Annotated in this window: 22 protein-coding genes and 2 pseudogenes; 4 read left to right on the top strand and 20 right to left on the bottom strand. The window is 46.4% G+C overall.

From position 1 onward, the window contains the following. Positions 1-188: 188 nt before the first annotated feature. The 6 genes from DXA20_RS14600 to DXA20_RS14575 form a co-directional block, all read right to left on the bottom strand. Entirely contained in the window at positions 189-554 is a 366-nt protein-coding gene (locus DXA20_RS14600; protein WP_243100696.1) for a heavy-metal-associated domain-containing protein, read from the bottom strand. A 58-nt stretch (positions 555-612) separates the two neighbouring features. Next, positions 613-780 carry a FeoB-associated Cys-rich membrane protein gene (locus tag DXA20_RS18540; protein ID WP_118561765.1) on the bottom strand — a complete coding sequence of 56 codons (168 nt, stop codon included), beginning with the start codon at positions 778-780 and terminating at the stop codon, positions 613-615. 32 nt (positions 781-812) lie between these two features. Beyond that, positions 813-2,804, bottom strand: a complete 1,992-nt coding sequence (feoB, locus tag DXA20_RS14590) for a ferrous iron transporter B (RefSeq protein ID WP_118561756.1) — start codon at positions 2,802-2,804, stop codon at positions 813-815. 50 nt (positions 2,805-2,854) lie between these two features. Beyond that, positions 2,855-3,067 (bottom strand): FeoA family protein, encoded by a 213-nt coding sequence (locus tag DXA20_RS14585; RefSeq protein WP_022304852.1) that lies wholly within the window; start codon positions 3,065-3,067, stop codon positions 2,855-2,857. Between the two features lie 475 nt (positions 3,068-3,542). Next, positions 3,543-3,971: an SseB family protein gene (locus DXA20_RS14580; protein WP_022306023.1), complete on the bottom strand. Its 429-nt coding sequence runs from the start codon at positions 3,969-3,971 to the stop codon at positions 3,543-3,545. A gap of 134 nt (positions 3,972-4,105) precedes the next feature. Beyond that, positions 4,106-5,482 (bottom strand): MATE family efflux transporter, encoded by a 1,377-nt coding sequence (locus tag DXA20_RS14575; RefSeq protein WP_243100695.1) that lies wholly within the window; start codon positions 5,480-5,482, stop codon positions 4,106-4,108. A 385-nt stretch (positions 5,483-5,867) separates the two neighbouring features. Between DXA20_RS14575 and DXA20_RS14570 the strand changes: the two genes are divergently transcribed. Then, complete coding sequence (locus DXA20_RS14570; RefSeq protein ID WP_118561754.1) at positions 5,868-6,104, top strand: helix-turn-helix domain-containing protein; 237 nt, start codon at positions 5,868-5,870, stop codon at positions 6,102-6,104. A 69-nt stretch (positions 6,105-6,173) separates the two neighbouring features. Here the strand turns inward: DXA20_RS14570 and DXA20_RS14565 are convergent, their stop codons facing one another. From DXA20_RS14565 to DXA20_RS14520, 10 genes and pseudogenes are all read right to left on the bottom strand, one after another. Then, a complete protein-coding gene (locus DXA20_RS14565) occupies positions 6,174-7,481 on the bottom strand; it encodes an O-acetylhomoserine aminocarboxypropyltransferase/cysteine synthase family protein (RefSeq protein WP_022306021.1) in 1,308 nt (435 codons plus the stop codon). A gap of 146 nt (positions 7,482-7,627) precedes the next feature. Further along, a complete protein-coding gene (dusB, locus tag DXA20_RS14560) occupies positions 7,628-8,590 on the bottom strand; it encodes a tRNA dihydrouridine synthase DusB (RefSeq protein WP_118561752.1) in 963 nt (320 codons plus the stop codon). Between the two features lie 11 nt (positions 8,591-8,601). Continuing rightward, a pseudogene (locus DXA20_RS18535) lies at positions 8,602-9,371 on the bottom strand (type III pantothenate kinase). Positions 9,372-9,396: 25 nt separating this feature from the next. Beyond that, positions 9,397-9,789, bottom strand: coding sequence for a DUF6145 family protein (locus tag DXA20_RS14550; RefSeq protein WP_022306018.1), 393 nt, complete (start codon positions 9,787-9,789; stop codon positions 9,397-9,399). A 70-nt stretch (positions 9,790-9,859) separates the two neighbouring features. Beyond that, positions 9,860-10,861 carry a biotin--[acetyl-CoA-carboxylase] ligase gene (locus DXA20_RS14545; RefSeq protein WP_118561762.1) on the bottom strand — a complete coding sequence of 334 codons (1,002 nt, stop codon included), beginning with the start codon at positions 10,859-10,861 and terminating at the stop codon, positions 9,860-9,862. Between the two features lie 88 nt (positions 10,862-10,949). Continuing rightward, entirely contained in the window at positions 10,950-11,951 is a 1,002-nt protein-coding gene (gene argF / locus DXA20_RS14540; RefSeq protein ID WP_118561750.1) for an ornithine carbamoyltransferase, read from the bottom strand. A gap of 112 nt (positions 11,952-12,063) precedes the next feature. Then, complete coding sequence (locus DXA20_RS14535) at positions 12,064-12,993, bottom strand: SPFH domain-containing protein (RefSeq protein ID WP_022306015.1); 930 nt, start codon at positions 12,991-12,993, stop codon at positions 12,064-12,066. A 61-nt stretch (positions 12,994-13,054) separates the two neighbouring features. Continuing rightward, positions 13,055-13,567 (bottom strand): NfeD family protein, encoded by a 513-nt coding sequence (locus DXA20_RS14530; protein ID WP_243100694.1) that lies wholly within the window; start codon positions 13,565-13,567, stop codon positions 13,055-13,057. Positions 13,568-13,619: 52 nt separating this feature from the next. After that, entirely contained in the window at positions 13,620-14,459 is an 840-nt protein-coding gene (locus tag DXA20_RS14525; protein ID WP_118561748.1) for a TrmH family RNA methyltransferase, read from the bottom strand. Between the two features lie 220 nt (positions 14,460-14,679). Then, positions 14,680-15,129 carry a transcriptional repressor gene (locus DXA20_RS14520; protein ID WP_118561758.1) on the bottom strand — a complete coding sequence of 150 codons (450 nt, stop codon included), beginning with the start codon at positions 15,127-15,129 and terminating at the stop codon, positions 14,680-14,682. A gap of 238 nt (positions 15,130-15,367) precedes the next feature. On the opposite strand from DXA20_RS14520, the gene DXA20_RS14515 reads away from it, so the two are divergent. Together DXA20_RS14515 and hemB are read left to right on the top strand one after the other, a co-directional pair. Further along, positions 15,368-15,733 carry a metal-dependent transcriptional regulator gene (locus tag DXA20_RS14515; protein WP_022306011.1) on the top strand — a complete coding sequence of 122 codons (366 nt, stop codon included), beginning with the start codon at positions 15,368-15,370 and terminating at the stop codon, positions 15,731-15,733. A gap of 131 nt (positions 15,734-15,864) precedes the next feature. Continuing rightward, entirely contained in the window at positions 15,865-16,845 is a 981-nt protein-coding gene (gene hemB / locus DXA20_RS14510; protein ID WP_118561746.1) for a porphobilinogen synthase, read from the top strand. A gap of 18 nt (positions 16,846-16,863) precedes the next feature. Here hemB and DXA20_RS14505 read toward each other — a convergent pair whose 3' ends face one another. From DXA20_RS14505 to DXA20_RS14485, 4 genes and pseudogenes are all read right to left on the bottom strand, one after another. Beyond that, entirely contained in the window at positions 16,864-17,337 is a 474-nt protein-coding gene (locus DXA20_RS14505) for a S8 family serine peptidase (RefSeq protein WP_118561744.1), read from the bottom strand. 23 nt (positions 17,338-17,360) lie between these two features. After that, positions 17,361-18,611 (bottom strand): S8 family serine peptidase, encoded by a 1,251-nt coding sequence (locus tag DXA20_RS14500; protein WP_158577249.1) that lies wholly within the window; start codon positions 18,609-18,611, stop codon positions 17,361-17,363. Between the two features lie 153 nt (positions 18,612-18,764). Beyond that, positions 18,765-20,602, bottom strand: a pseudogene (glmS, locus tag DXA20_RS18530) (glutamine--fructose-6-phosphate transaminase (isomerizing)). Positions 20,603-21,709: 1,107 nt separating this feature from the next. Further along, entirely contained in the window at positions 21,710-22,240 is a 531-nt protein-coding gene (locus DXA20_RS14485; protein ID WP_158577248.1) for an SEFIR domain-containing protein, read from the bottom strand. A gap of 219 nt (positions 22,241-22,459) precedes the next feature. On the opposite strand from DXA20_RS14485, the gene DXA20_RS14480 reads away from it, so the two are divergent. Next, on the top strand, positions 22,460-23,677 hold the full coding sequence (locus tag DXA20_RS14480) for an ATP-binding protein (RefSeq protein ID WP_118561736.1): 1,218 nt from the start codon (positions 22,460-22,462) through the stop codon (positions 23,675-23,677). The last annotated feature ends 534 nt before the right edge of the window (positions 23,678-24,211 follow it).

The following is a 24,211-nucleotide window of genomic DNA, read 5'->3' as shown; positions in this document are numbered from 1 at the left end:
CCTTCAGATTCCATCTCACGATGGACACCCTTGCCTTCGGCTATATCCTTCCCACTACCGGGCGGATTCGGGACTTTAACCCGTTAGAAACGTGCGCCGCTAGGCGCACATCAATCGAAAAGAGGGAAAGCATTTCGCTTTCCCTCTTCATTGTAGCATATTCACCCTGTCCGGGTAAATGCTATATTTTACTTTTGTTCCATACTGACTACGGTGAAATCCAGCCCCTCGATCACATCCCGTATTACGGAATCATCGATCTCCCTATAAATGGACACGACAGCCTGCTTCTTATTCAGATTGACCTTTGCCACGACACCGTCCAGTTCGTCCAGATGCTTCTCAATCCTGTTCTTACAGTTCTGACAATGCATTCCGTCAATATGAACGACCAGTTCACGAAGCTTCGATCCATCAATCTTCTTTTTGACCGGTTTCTCCTTGGACCCTCCGCAGCAGTCGCCTTCCCCCTTCATGTGCTTTAAGGTGCTTACAATTGCCGGTATCAGTATGATGATCAGTATTACGACGATTAAAAGTGTCTGACCATTCAAATTATCATCCCCTTTAATCCTGTTATGATTGCCGCGAGTTCATACTTTTACCGCATGATCATTTTTTTGCATGCTTTTTCTGATTGGACATACATGAGCGGGAACAGGATCCTGCAGATGGACATCCAATACAATGAACACCCCTCTTTTTCTCTTTTCGGATGTATAAAACCGCGGAACCCACGATCAACACCAGAAGTGCGATTACAATAACATTGGCAAGCATACCTGTCATAACTCATCATCCCTTTCTAATCATTAATCCAGCTGATACTCTGTATCAATTGCTCTGTTCGCTTTCTGGATCAGATATACGATAACTGCTGCAAAGATAAGTACAGCGATCAGACCGCCAACGAAGCCTGCTCCAAGAGCGCCTGTTGTGATCAATGTACCGATCTGGTATACAAGGAAACCAACGGTAAATCCGGTTGCTAACTGGAGACAGATACCAGCGAACAGCCACTTTCCACTCTGCATCTCAGAGTTCATAGCACCAAGTGCTGCGAAGCAAGGTGGTGTGTAAAGATTGAACATCAGGTATGCAAGAGCTGCTACCTTTGTGATTTGCATTACCGCAGCTACTTTGTTACCGCTTCCTACTAATGCAAGCTCATCGGTATCAATAAAGTTTGTCAGTGCATAAACAGTTGCAAGCGTACCTACTACGTTCTCCTTTGCGATGAAACCGGTAATAGATGCTGCTGCGAGCTGCCAAGCTGCGATACCAACAACAGGGATCAGCAGTGTTGCGAACGGACCTGCAACACTTGCAAGGATTGAAGTGCTCTCTGCGCCCTCTGCAACAACCTGCAGCTTCCAGTTGAAGGACTGCATGATCTGAACAACTGTGTTACATACAAGAATTACGGTACCAGCCTTCTTGATGTATGCTTTACCACGGTTTAACATAGATAAGCAGCCGATCTTAAGACTTGGTACTTTATACTCAGGAAGCTCAATGATGAAGAATGACTTTCTGTACTTCATACCGGTAACAGCCTTTACCAGAAGAGCTCCTAAGAGGATCAAAATAATACCTACGAAATACATTAAAGGTCCTACCCATTTTGAATGTGGGAAGAATGCACCGGTAAACAGTGCGATTACAGGAAGCTTAGCACCACATGGCATGAAAGTCGCTAACATTGCTGTAGTTCTACGCTCTCTCTCATTACGAATGGTACGGCATGCCATGATAGCAGGGATACCGCAACCGGTTCCGATGATCATTGGGATAACGGACTTACCGGAAAGGCCTACTCTCTTAAAGATCGGGTCAAGAACGACTGTGGCACGAGCCATGTAGCCACAATCCTCAAGAAGAGCGATCAGGAAGTACATAACCATTACGAGTGGCAGGAAACCTACTACGGCACCAACACCACCGATAATACCATCAACAAGCAGTGCATACAGGAACGGATTTGCATTCTCAAGAAGTCCGCCTACCCAGTTCTGGAATGTCTCGATCCAGCCTACAAGAATATCTGCAAGCCATGTACCAAGTGTTGACTGTGAAATGTAGAATACAAGGAACATGATTGCTGCAAATATGATAATACCGGATACCGGATTTGTCAAAACAGCATCGATCTTATCGCCTGCATTCTTTTCCTTTGTCAGAACCTTACGTGTTTCAACCTGCTTAACGATTGCATTGACGAACTCGAAACGCTTACGGTCAGCAGCCTCAACCTCTTTCTTATCATGGAGATTGATATCACCCTGAACATACGGCGGCTTCTGCCATGCGCCCTGCAGCTCAGCAGCCTTCTTAACAACCTCTCTCAGACCTGTGTCTGTTGTAGATGTTGTCTTAATAACAGGGCATCCAAGCTTCTCAGACAATGTCTTCTCATCAATCTTGTTACCCTTCTTCTCGTTGATATCACTTTTATTCAATGCGACAACCACCGGAACTCCCAACTCCAGAAGCTGTGTTGTAAAGAATAAGCTTCGGCTCAGATTTGTTGCATCAACGATGTTGATAATCGCATCCGGATGTTCATTTTTAACATAACCACTTGTAATACTCTCCTCAGAGGTAAATGGTGACATAGAATATGCACCCGGAAGATCGACTGCGATCAGCTCCAAAGAACCATCATAGTGATCTTTCTTGACCGGATATTCTTTCTTATCTACGGTAACACCAGCCCAGTTACCGATTTTTTCATTTCTTCCCGTTAATGCGTTGTACATAGTAGTCTTACCACTATTGGGATTACCGGTTAACGCAATTCTCATAAAGAAACCTCCTTAATCAAACTATGAAATATAGCTTTATATTGTATTATTTATATCAAAATAGCTTTCGCTAAATCAATATCAATGTTGTAACGTCCATCCTTGATGGACACAACACAATTATTCTTCTTGCGAGACACAACCGTAATCGGCTCACCACTGTAACATCCCAGAGAAAACAAAAATGATTTCATCTCTTCGTCATTTGTTGAAATATCCTTGATGATGTACTCTGTTCCTAAAACTGCCTGATCAAGACTCATAAATAATTCCTCTCTTCACTTTGTAATATATAACTATGCTTATTCTTCACTACCTCAAATTAGTAGTATCTATTGTGTATCAGTCTACACTCTCCTTGGTTAGAATTCTCTAACCACCAAATAATCTAATACAAAAACACACCTTTGTCAATAATTTTTAAAAATTTTCTCAATAAAGTTACTATTCACGCAAAAAGCCGGCAAATCGGGCGGGATTACATGCTCGCATGTAATAGTAATATCCCGTTCGGTTTGCCGGCTTTCGCCGTGTAGGCTGTTCTAAATAGAATAAGCAATTAACAAGCTGCGTATGCAGCGACCGACAGCTTCGCTGGCGGTAATTGCGCATTCTATTTGGAATTGCCGTGAATAGTAACTTTATTGATTCCTCCACTTCCCCGCAGGCTGTTCTAAATAGAATAAGCAATTAACAAGCTGCGTATGCAGCGGCCGACAGCTTCGTTGGCGGTAATTGCTACATCTCCCCCAATATCACCCGAAGAAGTGTCTTATCTAACATCAGCGTTCTGTTCCACGGATTTAATATAATCCCCTCGATCTCCTCCGTCCGGACCGCCTTTGAAAACACCTGGCGCATATCCGTCAGAAACGTAGACTTCACGCTGTCGCTTCCCTTTAGCTCCTCATCAAAGCCGGTAAATACCGTCCACCAGTTTCTTCCATCCTCGGTCCGGACTGCCTGAATCCGAAGTCCTCCGTCACCGTTCGGCGGCTCTACCGCAATAATAAGCTGACCGCCCTCTCGCATTCTCTGGCGGATCACCGTCAGCGTATGTGCCAGATGCTCCTGTGATGTCTCCTGCTGCAGCCCTGCAATCGCTGCCTCGATCCGCTCATTGCCGCAAAGTCCCGGATCCTTCTCATCCTTTTTCAAATTACTCATCGCTATTCCTCCAATGTATTTAAAGTCTGAAAACCTTTTATGCGCTCCGGCAAAAGGCTCGAAAAAGCTTCATACCACAAGATTGGTGATCCATATGCCTTTTTTGACGAGGACATAGCCCACCACAACTTTGATCAGTCTGCCGACTGCACCAGCGCATAAACTGCAAGCACAGGCAATGCAGTAAAGCGGCACAACACAAACGCCAATGTCACTGAGACCACCCAGGTGAACACACTGTCAAATAAGAACGTGATCACTGTCTTTCCGCCGGAACGCAGCGTAAAATAAAGCACATTTAAAAATCCCTGTACCGGAAAAAATACCGCTGTGATAATAATAAACCACTGTCCCAGATATCGGACATCCTCCGTCGTGTCATACAACTGCGGGAATCCATGGGAACAGGCTGCCAGTATCACCGTCAATATCAGACACAGTCCTGCCGTAAACCAGCGCAGCTTCCCGGCATCCCGCTTTGCCTCCTCGAACCGCGATGCACCAAGCTGCTGTCCGATAATGATACCAACCGCATTTCCCATTGCAACAAATACAACGTTGAGCAGGTTACAGATCGCATTGGAAATATTGAGTCCCGCGATCACCTGCAGTCCCTTCATCGAATAACACTGCGTCAGCGCAGCCATACCCCCCGCCCAGAAAAATTCATTCATAAAGATCGGGAAGCCCTTCACTAAAATACCCTTCACCTGGGCAAAGGAAACCCGAACCGTGCGGTAAACCTTCTGCAGAAGTTCATATTTACGGATACTGGCATGCGTCCAGCCCACTACAATAAACATCTCCACGAAACGCGCCATCACGGTAGCGATCGCTGCTCCGCGCACCTCCAGCCGCGGACAGCCAAACTTGCCATAGATCAACAGATAATTAAAGACAATATCCACAAAAACCGAAGCAATCCCTGCAATCATCGGCTTTACACTCTCTCCCATCTCACGCAGGCTTCCGGCATAAATCTGTGTAAACGCAAACGGAATCAGACCGATCAGCATAATATGAAGATACTCCATCCCCTGTTCTAATGTCTTTCCTGCATCCATCCCCTGTGTGGAGCCATGAAGATACAGACCGATCAGACGGCTTCCATTGGTGATAAAAATAATCATCCCAACCAGCACAATCACCGCTGTGATCCACAGCTTCAGACGAAATACGGTCTGAAAACCTTCCTTATTACGCTGTCCATAATATTGTGCCCCGTAGATTCCCGGACCGGACAGACCGCCAAACACCGCTAAGAAAAATACAAATATAAGCTGTCCAACGATCGAAACCGCTGTCATGCTCTCCGTTCCAAGACTTCCCACCATCAGGTTATCTACCAGACTGACCGCATTTGTAATACCGTTCTGGATCATCATCGGCACCGCCAGCGTCAATGCCTTTTTATATACAGACTGCTCTCTCATTTCTCTTATCTCCCTGTAAATACTCATTCTCTCACCAAATGCCATCTCGCGCTCCCCTGCACCGGCTGCGCAATTCATAAAAGACGTTTTACAAGCATAACACAAGCTTCATCCGGATACAATAGCAAAATATATGATTTTAAAAATAAAAAAAGTCTCAAACCGAGACTTTTACTTCAAATCAAAGACTACATTTAAAAGATCTTTATCTATTAACCTTCCACTTCCACCCCGAAATGACCGGATTACGTCTGAGTTCTTTTAAATGTAGTCTCCCTAACCTTTTATCATCCGTGCAATCACAAAACAATGCGCCATAATTGCACCTATACAAGTGCAATTGTATCATAAACATCTTATAAAATCAATATAGGTTTGCTCTCAATTAAGTGGATCACTGCATTCTGAGACAATGCATTTCCAATCCACCATCGCAAAATATATGAGAAGGACTATGAATACTATGAATATCGAATACGAAAAAAGGATGGGACGGCAAATCCGCTTAATTCGGGAATCACGCGGACTGACGCAGGAACAATTATCTGCAAGGCTCCAGTTGAACAACTGCGATATTACCCGCAGCGCTTTGGCAAAAATCGAAGTTGGGCAACGTCACATCTATCCGGATGAACTCTGTCTGCTCAGGGAACTTCTGGATGTTACCTTCGAGGAACTTTTTCCAAAATATAACGAATAAACGGCTGTGACACACTACTGTGCACAGCCGTCTTTTTAACATATAGGAGAATTTTACACATGCTTTGAATTACTGAACTGCCTTGAATGCCTCGGAAAGATCCTCGATGATATCATCGATATGCTCCGTACCGATGGACAGACGGATCGTATTTGGCTTAATACCCTGATCCAAAAGCTCTGCCTCGTTGCACTCAGAGTGTGTGGTGGAAGCCGGATGGATTGCCAGAGACTTCACATCTGCTACGTTGGCAAGCAGAGAGAATAACTCAAGCTGATCGATGAAATCCTGTGCTTTCTTTGCATCACCCTTGATCTCAAAGGTAAAGATAGATCCACCGCCATTCGGGAAATACTTCTTATAAAGCTTCTGCTGCTCCGGATCCTCTGATACAGATGGATGATTTACCTTTTCTACCAACGGCTGATCCTTCAGGAACTGAACAACCTTCAGCGCATTCTCGACATGACGCTCTACACGAAGAGATAATGTTTCAAGACCCTGCAGGAAAATAAATGCATGAACCGGAGAAAGAGTTGCACCCATATCACGAAGAAGGATGGCACGGATATATGTGACAAATGCTGCCGGTGCGCAGTCCTTAGCAAAGCTTACACCATGATAAGATACGTTTGGCTCAACAAGCCATGGATACTTATCACTGGATGTCCAGTCAAAGTTACCGCTGTCTACGATCACACCACCGATGGTTGTTCCATGACCGCCGATGAACTTTGTTGCAGAATGAATAACAATATCTGCACCATACTCGATCGGACGAACTAGATAAGGAGTTGCAAATGTATTATCTACGATCAGAGGAATGTTATGAGAGTGTGCAATATTGGCGATACGCTCAATATCAACCACCTCCGAGTTCGGATTACCAAGTGTCTCAATCTCGATCGCTGTGGTATTCTCCTTGATCGCTGCCTCAATTCCTTCATAATCAAAAGGATCTACGAAGGTAGTCTCAATGCCGTAATCCGGAAGTGTATGTGCCAGAAGGTTGTATGTACCACCATAAATATTCTTAGCTGCTACGATGTGATCTCCCTTATGAGCAACTGCCTGGAATGCATAAGTGAGTGCTGCTGCACCACTTCCTACTGCCAGAGCTGCCACACCACCCTCGAGTGCTGCGATTCTCTGCTCGAACGTATCCTCTGTAGGATTTGTCAGTCTTCCGTAAATGTTACCGGCATCTCTCAGACCGAAACGATCTGCTGCATGCTGGCTGTTGTGAAATACATAAGAAGATGTCAGATAAATTGGTACTGCTCTTGCATCGGTTACCGGGTCTGCCTGTTCCTGACCTACATGAAGCTGCTTTGTCTCAAATTTTAATGCTCTCTCTGAATATGTTTTCTTACTCATACGATTGCCCTCACTTTCTATGTTCATTTCCATGTCTCTCGATAGCGGATATTTGTTTTCCTATCGGTTTACTATGATTATTAAGATGTACCTATCATACATCCATATTCCTACTTTGTCAATAGGAATATGGATATTTTTCAAATTTATTTTGAAAACATAATCAGCCGCTCCAGGTCCTCGTATTTCTCGATCTCATTCACACGTCTGCGCAGGCTGGCTGAGCCCGGATATCCTGCGGTGTACCATGCCACATGCTTACGCATTTCCCGCATTGCCATCAGCTCCCCTTTGCATTCGATCAGCATCCGGGCGTGGCGCAGGATCATCTGCACCATCTCCTCTCTGGATGGTTTTGCTTCGAGTGTGCCATGCTCCAGATATTCTCTGATCTGATGAAACAGCCACGGATTGCCACGCACACCTCTCGCCAGCATCAGACCATCGCATCCGGTCTGCTCCAGACATGCCGCCGCATCCTCCGGTGTGAAAATATCGCCACTTGCGATCACCGGAATACCAACCGTTTCCTTCACCTGACGGATAATGTCCCAGTCCGCCTTTCCGCCATAATACTGCTCTCTCGTTCTGCCATGTACGGCGATCGCCGCCGCACCGCAGTCCTCCATGCGTTTTGCAAACTCCACGGCATTGCAGTCGTCAGCCCCGAAGCCCTTGCGGAACTTCACCGTGACCGGCTTGCTGATCCTGCTGCTGACCGCCTTTACGATCTCACCGGCAAGCTGCGGATCCTTCATAAGCGCAGAGCCCTCTCCATTATTTACAACCTTTGGCACCGGACAGCCCATGTTGATGTCCAGAATATCAAACGACCGCTCCTCAATCTGAGCCGCCATGTCCGCCATCAATGCCGGCTCCGAACCAAACAGCTGCAATGCCAGAGGTCTTTCCTGCTCCTTTGTCATCCAGAGAAGCTCTGTATTTTTATTCTTATAGAAGATTCCCTTGGCACTGATCATTTCTGTATAGACAAGATCCGCCCCCTGCTCCTTACATAACAAACGAAATGGCAGGTCTGTCACCCCTGCCATCGGTCCTAACACAAGCTTTCCGGGAATCCTTACATTTCCTATCTGAAATCCTTCCATGCCTGTTTCTCCTATTTCTTCTGCTTATCAAAAATGATCTGCAGTCCCTTTAAGGTCAGATTACGGTCATAAATATCAATCTCATCCGTATAATCGGAAATCATCTTGCCGAGACCTCCGGTTGCTACGACCTTGATATCCTTTAAGCCGGATTCTGCCTTGATCTTATTGATGATATACTGGGACTGTCCGACCGTACCGAGAAAAAGTCCTGCCTGCATCGCTGTAATGGTATCCTTTGCCACAACATGCTCCGGACATTTGATCTCAATCTCCGGCAGATTCGCCGTGTCATTCCAAAGCGCATTGGCAGAAATCTTTACACCGGGACTGATCACACCACCGAGAAATGCGCCTTCGGCCGTGATCAGATCGTAAGTCGTCGCCGTACCGTAGTCTGCCACGATGATCGGTCCTCCATATAAGGTATGTGCCGCAACCGCATCCACAATACGATCCGGTCCAACCTCTCTCGGGTTGCTGTCTCGATTCGGATACCGGTTTTGATGCCTGCCCCTACAATGATCGGCTGACATCCGAGATATTTAATAATACCACTGCTGAAGGAATACATGATCTTAGGCACCACCGACGAAATGATCACCTGATCAATCGAGTCTGCCGAAAATCCCTTTCTCTCCAGGATCTCACATATTGTACTTCCGTATTCGTCCGAGGTTCTGGAAATACGAACCGTAAAATGAAACCGGGTTACCATCTCCGCACCATCAAAAACACCAATCGTTACATTTGTATTTCCTACATCTACAGCTAATAACATTGCCATTCCTCCATCTGCATATTATTTATTCTTCACTCAACAGCTCACTGATATCTTCTTTCAAAAAGAATGCCTTGTAGTACAACTCAAGCGCCTCCAGAAGTTCCTGCTTCTCCCTCTGGATCTCCTTGATCTTCAATACGCTTCCGATCTCATCAAAGAAATAATCATCATCCTCCGATGTAACATGAAACAAAAGGTTGCCCTCCTCATCAAAGCGGAGTGTCAGGATTCCTCCCACATCTGCCGTGTACAGCACGCACATGATCTGAAGCTCCTCCTGTATCGTCTCCGGCAACTTCGCAAACTTCGGATTCAGATAGTACTGCTTCTTATATGCATTTGCCACACTCAGGATCACCATACCATCCGCCTCCGGTGCCGGCTTCAGAATATCTTCATCAAATAAATCGTCCATATCTTCTATGCCTTTCTGTACTATTGACGGTTATCACATCACACCTGACCGGATACCGTCAAATTATTCGCTACACATATCCGTAAACGCCTCTTACCGATACCTCACCGGATAAAATCTCCTTCAGACCAGCCTCCGTCTCTACCAAAAGTGCGCCGGATGGGGCGATTCCCTTTGCCACGCCCTTCTCGCTCTTCTCAGGATCTGCATCCTCGGCCATGCCATACAGGATCAGTACCTCCCGGTTCATATTCACTAACATCGCATCGTACTCATCTTTCAGCAGTGACAGATCTGCTGTCTCCAGATAACGTCTGTAATAATCGGAAAATGCATTCATCACCGCTGCGATCAGTGCGTTGCGGTCCGTCTTCTTCCCGGTCTCCAGATAGATCGATGTTGCTCTGTCCCGAAGCTCCTCCGGAAACTCCGGCGTGTTCGCATTGATTCCTATCCCAGGAACCGCATAATGAATGTAATCCGGTTCCGAGCTTGTCTCCGTCAAAATACCGCAGACCTTTTTGCCGTTGATCACGACATCATTCGGCCATTTAATGCCTGTCTCAAGTCCACAGCATTCCCGGATGCCTTTCGCCACCGCCATCGCTGCCACCAGCGTCACACTGGCTGCCTGCTGCGGCTTAAGCTGCGGGCGGAGGATCAGACTCATCCATATTCCGATCCCGGGCTCTGACGCCCAGTCGCGTCCCCGCCTGCCCTTTCCGGCAGTCTGCTCCTCTGCGACCACAAGTGTGCCCTCCGGCTCTCCAAGCTCCGCCAGCTGCTTCGCTCTTGTATTGGTAGAATCCACGGTCTCCAGACATTCCACCCTGCGGCACAAACAATCCGGAGCTAACCGGCTCTCAATATCTGCACCAACCAGACGATCCGCAGATTCTAACAGCCGGTATCCTTTCTTGGGCTGGGATTCGATCTGATATCCCGCTTCCTTTAACTGTAATATATTTTTCCATATCGCCTGCCTCGACACGCCCAGCTTTTCGCACAAAACCTGACCGGATGTGTACTCCTCTCCTGCACTTCGAAGCATTTGAAGTATTTCCTTTTTCACAAAGATCACTCCATCTTCTTATGATCGGATGCTGTGTTAAGGCACCCCGCATTATCCATCATCATGATGCCAAAACCGCAAACCGGCTCTATGCCTTTACCGTCGGCTCCAGTGTTGCTGTCATAACAGCCTTGATCGTATGCATACGATTCTCTGCCTCATCAAATACAACAGATGCCTCTGATTCAAATACTTCATCTGTCACCTCTAGCTCGCTCATGCCAAACTTCTCATAGACCTGTCTGCCAACGCCGGTCTCCAGATCGTGGAATGCCGGAAGACAATGCATAAAGATTGCCTGCGGACCTGCGTTATCCATAACCTTCTTGTTGATCTGGTATGGGGAAAGTGCTTTGATACGCTCCGCCCATACTTCCTCCGGCTCGCCCATGGAAACCCATACGTCGGTGTAGAGAACATCAGCTCCCTTGGTGCCGCTCTCCACATCCTCCGTCAACGTCACAGAGCCGCCGGACTCCTTCGCGTACTCGCGGCACTGTGCCACAAGCTCCTCGTTCGGGAAATATTCCTTTGTAGTACATGCCACGAAATGCATTCCCATCTTTGCACAGGCGATCATCAGAGAATTACCCATGTTATAACGGGCATCGCCCATGTATACAAGCTTCACACCCTTTAATCTGCCAAGATGCTCCTGAATCGTCAGAAGATCTGCAAGCATCTGTGTCGGATGATATTCATTGGTCAGTCCGTTCCATACCGGTACACCTGCATATCTGGCAAGCTCCTCAACAATGCTCTGTTCAAAGCCACGATACTCAATGCCATCAAACATACGGCCAAGTACGCGCGCTGTATCCTTAATACTCTCCTTCTTACCGATCTGCGAGCCCTGTGGATCCAGATAGGTCACACCCATTCCCATATCATGGGCTGCTACCTCAAAAGAACATCTCGTTCTTGTACTTGTCTTTTCGAAGATCAGAGCAATGTTCTTACCAACATAATTGTTAACCGGAATGCCCTTTTTCTTCTTGTCCTTCAGCTCAGCCGAAAGCTCCAGAAGATATGTAATCTCCTCTGCGGAGAAATCCTTTAATGTCAGAAAATTTTTGCCAATCAGATTCATAATGATATCCTGCCTTTCTCTATTATTTATCCTTGCGAATCAAATCACAATAAAGTGAAAATTTCCTGCCAGCAGGAGCTGTGCAGGAAATTCATCTCTTCAAAAAATAGTATTATTTATCTCCGGAAGATTTTGCAATTTCTGTCACGGAACTAACCATTCCTGCAAGTCCCTGGATCTCTGATGGAATAATGATCTTAGTTGCCTTTCCATCTGCTGCTTTCGCAAATGCCTCCAGACTCTTTAACTCAATAACTTCCTTGGATGCGCATGCTTCATTCAGCATACGGATACCATCCGCATTCGCTTTCTGGACTGCCAGGATTGCCTGCGCCTGACCCTCTGCCTCACGGATCGTTGCCTCCTTCTGTGCCTCTGCATGAAGGATTGCTGCCTGCTTCTCAGCCTCTGCCTCGAGGATTGCAGACTCCTTATGACCCTCTGCCACGGTGATCGCTGACTGCTTCTCACCCTGCGCGATCAGGATTGCCTCACGCTTCTCACGCTCTGCCTTCATCTGCTTCTCCATTGCCTCCTGGATCGGCTGCGGCGGAATGATATTCTTAAGCTCGACACGATTCACCTTGATACCCCATGGGTCTGTCGCCGTATCCAGAGAAGAACGCATCTTTGTATTGATGATCTCACGGGAGGTCAATGTCTCGTCGAGATCAAGCTCACCGATGATATTACGAAGTGTGGTAGCTGTCAGATTCTCGATCGCCATGATCGGATTCTCTACACCGTATGTGTAAAGCTTCGGATCTGTGATCTGGAAAAAGATCAGCGTATCAATACGCATTGTTACATTATCCTTGGTGATTACCGGCTGTGGCGGGAAATCAAGCACCTGCTCCTTTAAGCTAACCTTTCTGGCAATACGGTCAATAAACGGCACCTTGAAATGAAGTCCCACATCCCATGTACTCTGGTAGCCTCCAAGTCTCTCTACTACATAAGCCTTTGCCTGTGGCACAATGTGAATACATGACACTGCGATCACGGCAATGATAACAAGTAATACAATAATTGCTAATTCCATTTGTCTGATTCCTTTCCTTTTCCTTTATATTGGTTATAAGCTGCTCTGTCCCAAAATCGGGTCAATCCGAAATATCGGACACCGGCACTACCATCGCCTTAACGCCCTGAATCTCCCGAATGACCACCTTCTGGCCAGAGGTAATACTCTGCTCGTCGGCTGCTCTCGCCGTCCACTCCATCCCATCAACAATAATGCGCCCGGTCTCATTAAAGTTGTCGATATCCTCGATCACTCTGCCTTCCTTCCCGATCATACTGTTGACATTCGTCCTCGCCCGCGAATTGTTCAGACGCTTCTGAACAACCGGTCTGGTAAAAATAAGCAACACGAAAGAGACAATAAAAAATACGGCAAGCTGAACTCCAAGTGGTGCTCCCAGCCATGCTGCAACAAAGCTGATAAACGCACCTGCCGCAAACCATATCGTTGTAAGTCCCAGCGTAATGATCTCAATGATCAATAATGCGACCAATGCGATCAACCAGAAAAACATAATATTCTCATCCGTCCGAAAGAGCGACTGAAACATTGACGTCAACGGATACGTCAAAAGATCTGATAAACCGCTCATGACAACACCCCCTTTGGTGTATTCCATCTATTTGTATGAATATAGCATATTTCTAATGAAATTTCAATAGACCCGTATCCCTTTTTCTGCGCTGTCTCGATGCCTCATACATCACCACGGCAGCCGCCACAGCCGCATTCAACGACTCCACACTTCCCTGCATCGGAATATGGATCCTGCCCGTTAAACTCTCCCTCACAGGAGCACTGATCCCGTTTGCCTCGTTACCGATCACGATTCCTGACGGCTTCGTGTAATCCGGCTCATCATAAGGCTGACTCTCCTCGAGAATCGTTCCATAAACGGAAATATTTTTCTTCTTCATCTGTTCAATCGTCTCAGGCAGGCTTTCTACATATAAAAACGGAACACGAAAGATTGCTCCCATCGTTGCCCGGACAACCTTTGGATTAAACAGATCAACGCAGCCCCTGCTCATGATCACTCCGGCTGCGCCAGCTGCCTCCGCCGTCCGGATCACAGTCCCAAGATTTCCCGGGTCTCTCAGATCGTCAAGCATCAGATAAAGACCGGACGATAATGCAAGAATTTCCTCCAGGGAATACGCAGGCATATCCACCATTCCCAAAATTCCCTGTGGAGTCACCGTATCTGCTGCCATATCAAACACCGAATCCGGTGCTGTGTCCACACCGACCCGGTTTCCATCAACAGAAAGCTCCTTTGCGATCTCACTCTCCGGTGCATCCTTCCAGCGTTCATGCCACAGACTTTCCCTGATCAGGACCTGTCTGAGTTTGCCATACTGTGCAGCCTCCTGCACAAGCTTGATCCCCTCCGCAACAAACAGTCCCTCCTTTCTGCGGTGTCTCGCATTCTTCTGGAGCTTTATGAGTTCCTTTATCTTAGCATTATTCTCGCTAGTGATCATAATAATTCTATCTTCCTTCCCTGCCTGCCATTTTTATGATGCAGGCATAACATAGTCCCATTTCCGGTACAGATCATAAATGATCTATTTTATTATAATGGTTATGAACCCAAAAGTCCATTCACTCAAAAAGGGCAAAAGGAGGGGGCAGAGAAATCATACAATTCCTCTGCCCCTTGGCATATGTTATATGTTCTTGTAAGCTTATCAACAGCAGTGTCTATGAAAGACCTGCGCTTTCCTTCAGCGTCAGCTCATCGTGGTGACATACAGCCCCCTTCGTAAAACCCTTTACGCTGTGTTCTACGGCATACCCACAGGCAGCCAGTCCTGACTGAATGATCTGACTCATCTTCTGCTCGGAAAACTGAAGCTTTGAGCCGTCCTCCAGTTCAATCGTACATGCGTGACCGCAGTCAGCAGCACAGTCCATGGAACAGGAAACCTTATACATATTCTTTCTGCTGATGGCTCCGATCTCCTCCAATGTGTTGATCATACGGTACACGGTTGCGGAACCAATTCTGCTGTCCAGCTTTGACGCCTTATAATAGATTTCCTTACAGCAGGAACAATCCTCCTGCAGGATGATATCCAAAATCATCAAACGCTGCTTCGTAATACGACAGCCCTGTTCTCTTAACTTTTGAATAATCAAATCCTTCTGCATCATTTCGCAAAACCTCCACAATGAAAGTATCTGTCAGATCCGCTTTCATTCAATCTTGTAAATGATATTGACTTATTTATCACTTACAGCAGTTAGTATACGCTAACATCTATTAGATGTCAAGAACTTTTTTCACTTTATTTTCTTGTTTTCTTTTATAAAAAGTGTTATACTCGTTTCAAACAATATTTGATTCACTCTATAAGAATCAATAAGAAAGGTATGGAGGAGTATATTTATGGCAAATACCGAATCTGCCGAGAACTATCTTGAAACAATTTTAGTTCTGAGTAAGCGCCTGCCGGTTGTTCGTTCTGTTGACGTTGCTACCGAGCTTGGCTTTAAGAAGTCAAGTGTCAGCATTGCAATGAAGAATCTTCGTCAGAAGCAGCATATTACTGTAACTGATGCCGGATACATATATTTAACAGACTCTGGTCGCGAGATCGCTGAGATGATCTATGAGAGACATCAACTGATATCAAACTGGCTTGTAAAGCTTGGTGTCCCGGAGGAGATCGCCACAGAGGATGCGTGCCGCATGGAACACGTTATCAGCAAAGAAAGCTTTGAGGCACTGAAAAAGCATGTTTTCCACTCATAGGGAAGCATGCTTTCCTTTTGTTATGGCATAGGAAAATGCTCGTAACGTGGAGGAAATCAAGGGCAAAACGCTGGTTTTGCCCTTTGTTATGGATTCACAACACAAGTATTAGAAAGGAAGTCTGAATAGTTATGACAGAATTTATGAGAGGCAGAAGACTCCGCACTGACGAACGTCTCCGCCGGATGGTACAGGAAACACATATGAACTGCTCTGAGCTTATCTATCCGATGTTTGTTATGGATGGTCAGAATTGGATCGAGAAAATCCCATCCATGTACGGTCAGAACCGTTATACCGTCGACCGCATGGGCGAGAAGCTGGAGCAGTTACTTGATGCCGGAGTCAATAAGATCATGCTCTTTGGCATTCCGGAGCATAAGGATGAGACCGGCAGCCAGGCATATGACGACAACGGCATTGTCCAAAGAGCCTTCCGCGAAGCCAAAAAGCATTATCCGGAAATGTATCTGATCGGCGATGTCTGCATGTGTGAATACACCTCTCACGGTCACTGCGGTATTATCCATGACCATGATGTGGACAATGACGCCACACTCTCCTATCTGGCGAAGATCGCGCTTTCCCAGGTGGAGGCAGGTGCCGATATGGTTGCCCCTTCCGATATGATGGACGGCAGAATTGCTGCGATCCGTCAGTGTCTCGATGAGCACGGTCACGTCAATACACCGATCATGTCCTACGCCGTCAAATTTGCATCTGCCTATTACGGTCCATTCCGTGATGCCGCAGATTCTGCACCACAGTTTGGCAACCGCCGCACTTATCAGATGGACTTCCACAACCGACGCGAAGCCATGAAGGAAGCTCTTGCCGATATTGATGAGGGTGCCGATATCATTATGGTCAAACCGGCAATGATCTACGGCGATCTGATCCGTGAGATCAAAGACCGGACAAATGTTCCGATGGCCGCCTACAGCGTCAGCGGCGAATATGCAATGATCAAAGGTGCCGCCAGTCTCGGGCTGATCGACGAGGATGCGATCATCTGTGAAACTGCGATTGCGGCAAAGCGCGCAGGTGCCGATATTTATCTTACCTATTTCGCGCAGGAACTCGCCGGCTTTATCAAGGACGGACGTTTATAAGTTCACAAATTCGCAACGCTACCTTCGCGGCAGGCTGTCGGATAAGCATAATGCTCCCCAGCCTGCCTTTTTGTCGGGAACCTTTTCCTGCCCCGGAAGCCTTCTTGCCCCTTTGATCAGATACGCTTTCACCTTCTCTCCGTACAGATACGGATCATTTCCCTGCACAATTCCCCATTCCATCATAAGTGCCGCCGATCCGGTTACAAACGGTACGGCGATCGAGGTTCCGGTTCGTACTGTATAGCCACCTCCCGGTGCCGCCGTCACAACACCAACTCCCGGTGCCACGAGCGTTGGTGCCTTTCGCCCATCCGCGGTATCCCCCCTTCCCGAAAAGGAAGCCACCGCATCCCTTGCCACGTCATACGCTCCCACCGCAATGATTCCGTTCGCCGTGGATGGAATCGTCAACGTCGTATCCGGCTCCGGCTCCGGAAATCCTGAGGAAAGCCCTATCCGCTCTGTGGACGGAAGCCATAGATCAACCATTCCTCCAACAATCTTATCCGGGATCAGCCATAAACCCCAGATTCCTTCCGGCAGACTGCCCGCTGTATTCTCCTGCAGGATCCACTCCAGATATATCTCCTGCGTGATCTGCGCCGGCGTCGCTCGCCATAATACACATAAACCAACGCATTCTGCAGTTCATACCTTCTGACTTCTCTTGTATTCTCCACAAGCACCCGGCTTCCATCCGGAGATTCCAAAAAAATTGAGAAGTCATCCGTATACTGCTTCCATAATTGCAGACTCAGGCTGCTCTCCCCCGGACCGATTACAAACTGTACCCGCTGCGGTTCGCTTGCAAGCTGCACTCTGGCATGATGTCTGGAATCCCCCTCATTGCCCGATGCAATAGATATAACATTTTTCCATACCCCGGCAAGCTGTGTGATATATCCCTCAAACAAACTGTTCCCGTCATGCGCGCCATTGTTGTTGCCATAGCTTAAATTTATGGCTGCCGGCATATCCGCCTTCTGCGCTTCCCGCACAATATAATCAAGTGCCTCCATCACCTCCGTGGTTCTGGAAAAGCCTTCCCCGCCCGATGCCAGCTTTACGAAAATGATCGGACTTTCCACCGCAATTCCCCGGTAACGCCGTCCTGCCGAACCGGAGCCGTTGCCCGCCGCCACACCAGCCACCGCAGTTCCGTGCGCCGAGCCGGTGTCACCCGGAAGTCTGCCATATTCCTGCGATCCCTGTAAGGCTGCATTGATCTGTTCCTGATCCCACTCCACTCCATGCCGGTAATGTTCCGGTCCTCTCTGATCCGTCCCCTCCTCCGGTCTGGCCGCCTGATCCCACAGCTTTAAAATCCTTGTACTGCCGTCACTTCTTCGAAACGCCGGATGTGTCAGATCAATACCCGAATCCGCAATGCCAACGATCACACCATTTCCGGTAAGGCCACTTTCCTGGACTAAATTAATACAGGAGGCACTTCTTCCTGCTTCCAGAGAGAAGTAAACCTCCTTTGGTTTCTCCATATATTGTATCTGCGGAATCGCCGCCAACGCCTCTAACTGCTCCTGTGGCACCCGCACGATCCCATACTGATGATATAACGGGATCACCTGCACTCCCGGAAGCTGCCGCTCCACCTCATACAGATCTCCATAATATCGAACGATCACCCGCCATGTTGCCGTCGCCTCATCAAAGCCCGTGTTCAATGTACTGCTCTGCTCCCGTTCACGCTCCGACAGATCCAGTGCAAACCGAAATTCCGAATCCAGTTTTTCATCATTTTCCATGATATGGTTTCCTACATCGAAAATATCGTCTATGTATTGTATGCAGTACTCCCCTATGCGATGAATCGTGATTCGCATTCTGACAAAGAATTACTGTTTTTTCAGAAAAAGGGCAAAACCAGCGTTTTGCCCTCAAAATAATTCTTTGTAATACTACTCTACCGTTACACTCTTTGCCAGATTTCTCGGCTTATCGACATCCAGACCTCTTGCCACGGATACATAATATCCCAGAAGCTGCAACGGAACAACCGCCAGACTTGCTGCGAAATGAGGATCTGTCTTTGGAACATAAACAACAAAGTCCGCCGTATCCTCGATCGAATAATTGCCAAAATTCGTCAGCCCCATCAGAGAAGCTCCACGGCTCTTGCACTCTACCATGTTGCTGATCGTCTTTTCATACAGGGAATCCTGCGTCAGAGAACCGATCACAAGGATACCATCCTCGATCAGACTGATCGTTCCATGCTTTAACTCTCCGGCAGCATATGCCTCAGAGTGAATATAACTGATCTCCTTGAGCTTTAAGCTTCCCTCCATACAGATCGCATAATCAATGCCACGACCCACAAAGAAAATATCCTTTGCATTTGCCTGCTTTGCAGCAAACCACTGGATGCGCTCCTTATCCTCAATGATCTTATCAATCTTCTCCGGAAGCGTCTGCATCTCTGCAATATAGCCCTGATACTGCTCCTCGTTGATCGTACCGCGCACTCTCGCAAACTCAACCGAAAGCATATATCCTGCGATCAGCTGTGCACTGTATGCCTTTGTGGTAGCAACCGAGATCTCCGGACCTGCCATCGTATAGAATACATTATCCGCCTCTCTTGCGATCGAAGAACCTACCACGTTTACGATACCAAGCGTCTTCACGCCCTGCTCCTTCGCCAGCCGAAGACCGGCAAGGGTATCTGCCGTCTCACCGGACTGGCTCACCACGATCACAAGATCATCTTTATTCAGGATCGGGTTACGGTAACGGAACTCAGACGCCAGCTCCACGCGTACCGGAACTCTTGCCAGATCCTCCATCACATACTGTGTCACAACACCCGTATGGTACGCAGAACCGCACGCAACAATATAAATCTGCGCAATACTCTTAATATCCTCCTCAGAAAGACCCACATCAGACAGATCGATCCGACCATCCTTTAACTTCGAATTCATCGTGTCCATGATTGCCTTTGGCTGCTCATGGATCTCCTTCATCATGAAATGCTCATAGCCGCCCTTCTCGGCAGCCTCTGCATCCCATTTGATCTCAACCAGTTCCTTCTCAATCTCATCGCCATCCAGATATAGAAGGTTGCCTTCCCTGCTGCAAGACGTCCGATCTCCAGATTACCGATATAATAAACATTTCTTGTATAATTCAGGATTGCCGGTACATCCGAAGCCACATAGCAGTTGCCCTCAGACACACCGATGATCATCGGACTGTCCTTGCGTGCCACATAGACCTCCTCCGGATACTCCGCAAACATCAAAGCCAGTGCATAAGAGCCACGGATACGAACCATTGCATGATTGATCGCATCCACCGGTGTATGCTCATACTTCTTATAGTAATAATCCACCAGCTTCACAGCCACCTCAGTATCCGTAGAAGAATAAAACTCATATCCTTTCTTCAAAAGCTTCACCTTTAACTCCTGATAATTCTCAATGATACCATTGTGGACGCCAACCACATTGCCATCATCGCTGATATGCGGATGTGCATTGAGCTCGGACGGCTCGCCGTGTGTTGCCCATCTCGTATGACCAATACCACAGGTACCGGGCACTGCACGCCCCTCATCGGTCTTCTCGATCAGACCTTTCAGACGTCCCTTTGCCTTAACTACCTTAAACTTATCTGCACCATCCCGCACAGCAATGCCGGCAGAATCATAACCTCTGTACTCAAGCTTTGACAGACCGTCCAACAGGATCGGTGCTGCCTGTTTACTCCCGATATAACCTACAATACCACACATATTTTAATCTCCTCTTCTTAATCACAATCATCATAATATGTTCTGTTTTCCATTATATATGGGGTTCTGACCACATATATAACAATGATTTTACCATTGACACGGGAAAATAGCAAGTTAGATTCCCATCTCATCCGATCCATTCAGTGAAACACATTGCCATCACTTTCTTTACTCATCCTTACGGCAAACGCCCCACCTCATCAAGCTTTACAATATCTAATATCGCCGATGCACTTTTCCAACAGTTTCCGTTGTAACGTACCTCTCTGTCCGAAATGCAGCGGGAAAGACGTTCTTTTAACGCTTCTATCGTGCTCACGCCAAATAACGGCATGATCTTTTCACAAAAACGTCCGGACTGCAGCTTCTTCCAGATTGAGTCATAATGATCCACATAAATATAGCAGATTGGAAACCATACATACGTCTGCAGTCCCAGTTCGCCCAGATCAAGTCCCCGAAATACCTGATAAAGGAACAGATCCGCCTCCGCGATCCGTTTCCCTGTAAATGTCGGCAGATAATCCCGTTGTTCACAAAGATAATGCCCTGCCAAAGTATATTTGCGGCTAAGATCATCCGACAGCGTCGGCTTTATCACATCCTCCAGCATCTCCGAGCGGTAACGCAGCCTTTCATAGCTGGACGGCTTCACCCTGCTGTCATGTGGCGACATGCGCAGGAAATAAGTATGTACCAGCAGCTCATTCAGGCTTTCGTATGCTTCGCTCTGCAGTAAATATGCCGTCGTGCAGATAAATAATTCCCACAGATGCACACAGAAAATATCAAAGCTTCTCCTGCCTCCCCCATTTATTTCAGAGGAAAATGTCTCTGCATTATTAAGGGTATTGTACATTTTCTCAAACGCATCTGCCAGAAATGTCCCAACATGCTCCGTCGTTGTGCTGATCCTCTTAACATAATCCAGAAACGCATCCCGGTACTCCTTCATCGCTCCAAAATCCCGCATATACTCTTCCGCTGTAACCTGCGGCCGGTAAAAGGATTTCAGCGCTTCCAGATAAACATCAATAAAATCCCGCTCTGTCACCGGATTCAACAGATTCTGCTTCACGCCCGCTGCCGCCTTTCCCGCTTTCTTCACAGAAAACAGCTCACTGGATTCCTCCTCATCCAGCCAGCCCGGTCTTGTTCCAAGCTCCGGCTTCCGGTAAGACGGCTTCTCATAAATATTTCTGACAAGCGCCTGATATTCCTCCGGATATCGGTCTCCCGACAGATCGCGGTACATCCGCTTTTCAGATATGCCGGCATATACGGCTCCCCGTGTTCATCCCGCTCCATAATAACCGGCACAAACTTTTCCTGCGCTGCGTGTCCATATACCTCCGCCGATATGATCGTTGTTTCATCTCCGACACCGCCCTGACGCCTGTCCGCTTTCGCCGCATAGCCGCTGTCACAGATGATCAAAACCTTGTCGATATCCGGATCCGTCACACATTGTTCCATAAAAGCATACTTGTCCTGTCCGTCTTTCAGATCCCATAAATCCAGTTTGACATCGATGCCGTCCTGACGCAGACTCTCCGCCAGCTCTCTGACACGCTGCTGAAACTCCGTCGATGTCCATGAATACGATATAAATACCCGTGGTGTTCTATCTAACATACTGCGTTCACTCCTCCCTGGTATGCGTAAATTCAAAAAGCCGCGTGGTATCCCAGATCGTGATCCCACACGGCTCCCAAATTCAACACTTTGGTTAAAGTATAGCATTACAAAAAGTGTATTGCAATGGTTGAAAATCGCAAAAAGTTTCCAAAATGGGAAACTATTTTGATTTTTCGCATATAATATGCTATATTAGGAAAAAGGAGGAATGAAGATATGGTTGAACGAAAAGAATACCTTGATCAGCTTTGGGCATGGAAGGATGAACAGCAGATTAAAGTAGTGACCGGAATTCGCCGCTGTGGAAAATCTGTACTTCTGGAACAGTATCAACAGAAACTATTAGCAGAAGGCGTTGCACCTGAGCAGATTATTTCCATTAATTTCGAAAATCTGGATTATGAACCACTAAAAGACTATATGGAATTATATCGTTATCTCAAAGAACGGCTGTGTACCGATAAGATGACCTATATCTTTCTGGATGAGGTTCAAGAAGTTCCATCGTTTGAAAAGGTCGTTGACAGCCTTTCCATCAAAGATCAGGTAGACATATATATCACCGGCTCGAATGCTTATATGTTGTCAAGTGAACTTGCAACATTGTTGTCTGGTCGTTATACGGAAATAAAGATGTTACCGTTTTCATTCCGTGAATACATTGCAGAGACCGGATTACCCAAAGAAGAAGCCTTTGCAGAATTCATGAAAGCAGGGGGAATCCCATATGTAGCAGCGATGAACCGAACAGACGAGAAAGTAGATCAGTACCTGGAGGGAATCTACAACACAGTTATTGTAAAAGATATTGAGCAGCGACAGTTAAGAAAAGAAAAAGAAGGCAATACACGAAAAATCACAGATATCGCATTGTTAAAGAATATTGCACGATATTTAGCGAGCGTAATTGGTAGCCCCGTATCCATGAAAAGCATAACCAATTACCTGACCTCGTCCGGAAGAAAAATTTCACAAAACACCGTCAGCGATTATGTAGACGCTTTAAAAGAATCGTTTATATTTTATTCCGTAGAGCGCTTTGACATTGTCGGCAAACAGCTCCTGAAGATCAATAATAAGTTATATATGGTAGATATGGGAATTCGAAATCACATTCTCCCAAGAAAGCGTTATGATCTCGGCTTTACTATCGAAAATATAGTATTCCTCGAGCTTATGAGAAAAGGATACAAGATCAATATCGGAAAATATGGTGCCACAGAAGTAGACTTTGTCGTACAAAAAGAAGGCGTACTCACCTACTACCAGGTGACTGCAGATATGACAGCTAAAGAAACCTTTGAAAGAGAAATGAGACCACTGAGAAGCATCCCAGATAATTATGAGAAAGTTGTCCTGACTCTGGATCACTTTTCACTTGGGAATTATGATGGAATAAAGGTTGTGAATGTGATTGACTGGTTGTTGAGATAAGGAGGCGTAGGTGTACCAGACTGGTATAAATTTGTGCTATCTATCGAGACCGTTTCAAGTTTTGTGTAAACTCAAAAAACTGACATAAGACTTTATTGATAGTTACTAAGAGCAGAGACCAGATTTTAGTTCTCTGCTCTTATATGCATAATACAGCTATAAATGCACATGTCAAATATTTTCAATAAATTCAATACTTTTTAATACCTGTTATTGAATGAAACTAAAGTTATAGAGCGTTCTTCACCTCATACAGGGCAAATATATAGTAATAATGGGTTCACCAAATTAAACGGTTTCATTCTATATTTATGTCATTTATTATTGTATTCTTAAGGCGCATAGACACTTATTCAAATGCAAAGACAATATGTAATGACCTCCAATTTGTAGCATCGTGGATTTACCTGTATACTATGAATTGGAAAAAACAATGGTAACAGGGATTACCGCATACAAAAGGAGGTCACCAAATGTATTATAACACAATTTATGTGGGAATGGACGTTCACAAATCAAGTTTTACACTTTGCT

Source organism: Roseburia sp. AM59-24XD (assembly GCF_003478445.1).
GTDB lineage: Bacteria > Bacillota > Clostridia > Lachnospirales > Lachnospiraceae > Jutongia.
The sequence above is the reverse complement of the archived record's forward strand: the minus strand, read 5'-3'. Positions and strand labels throughout refer to the sequence as shown.

Coding starts and splice junctions, on each gene's coding strand:
- DXA20_RS14570 (WP_118561754.1), top strand. CDS start 5,868: ATGAATATCGAATACGAAAAAAGGATGGGACGGCAAATCCGCTTAATT.
- DXA20_RS14575 (WP_243100695.1), bottom strand. CDS start 5,482: ATGAATTGCGCAGCCGGTGCAGGGGAGCGCGAGATGGCATTTGGTGAG.
- DXA20_RS14585 (WP_022304852.1), bottom strand. CDS start 3,067: ATGAGTCTTGATCAGGCAGTTTTAGGAACAGAGTACATCATCAAGGAT.
- DXA20_RS14530 (WP_243100694.1), bottom strand. CDS start 13,567: ATGAGCGGTTTATCAGATCTTTTGACGTATCCGTTGACGTCAATGTTT.
- dusB (WP_118561752.1), bottom strand. CDS start 8,590: ATGGAAGGATTTCAGATAGGAAATGTAAGGATTCCCGGAAAGCTTGTG.
- DXA20_RS14525 (WP_118561748.1), bottom strand. CDS start 14,459: ATGATCACTAGCGAGAATAATGCTAAGATAAAGGAACTCATAAAGCTC.
- DXA20_RS14550 (WP_022306018.1), bottom strand. CDS start 9,789: ATGGACGATTTATTTGATGAAGATATTCTGAAGCCGGCACCGGAGGCG.
- DXA20_RS14535 (WP_022306015.1), bottom strand. CDS start 12,993: ATGGAATTAGCAATTATTGTATTACTTGTTATCATTGCCGTGATCGCA.
- DXA20_RS14500 (WP_158577249.1), bottom strand. CDS start 18,611: ATGGAAAATGATGAAAAACTGGATTCGGAATTTCGGTTTGCACTGGAT.
- DXA20_RS14480 (WP_118561736.1), top strand. CDS start 22,460: ATGGTTGAACGAAAAGAATACCTTGATCAGCTTTGGGCATGGAAGGAT.
- DXA20_RS14565 (WP_022306021.1), bottom strand. CDS start 7,481: ATGAGTAAGAAAACATATTCAGAGAGAGCATTAAAATTTGAGACAAAG.
- DXA20_RS18540 (WP_118561765.1), bottom strand. CDS start 780: ATGCTTGCCAATGTTATTGTAATCGCACTTCTGGTGTTGATCGTGGGT.
- DXA20_RS14580 (WP_022306023.1), bottom strand. CDS start 3,971: ATGAGTAATTTGAAAAAGGATGAGAAGGATCCGGGACTTTGCGGCAAT.
- DXA20_RS14505 (WP_118561744.1), bottom strand. CDS start 17,337: ATGGTTGATCTATGGCTTCCGTCCACAGAGCGGATAGGGCTTTCCTCA.
- hemB (WP_118561746.1), top strand. CDS start 15,865: ATGACAGAATTTATGAGAGGCAGAAGACTCCGCACTGACGAACGTCTC.
- argF (WP_118561750.1), bottom strand. CDS start 11,951: ATGAATCTGATTGGCAAAAATTTTCTGACATTAAAGGATTTCTCCGCA.
- DXA20_RS14520 (WP_118561758.1), bottom strand. CDS start 15,129: ATGCAGAAGGATTTGATTATTCAAAAGTTAAGAGAACAGGGCTGTCGT.
- DXA20_RS14515 (WP_022306011.1), top strand. CDS start 15,368: ATGGCAAATACCGAATCTGCCGAGAACTATCTTGAAACAATTTTAGTT.
- feoB (WP_118561756.1), bottom strand. CDS start 2,804: ATGAGAATTGCGTTAACCGGTAATCCCAATAGTGGTAAGACTACTATG.
- DXA20_RS14485 (WP_158577248.1), bottom strand. CDS start 22,240: ATGTTAGATAGAACACCACGGGTATTTATATCGTATTCATGGACATCG.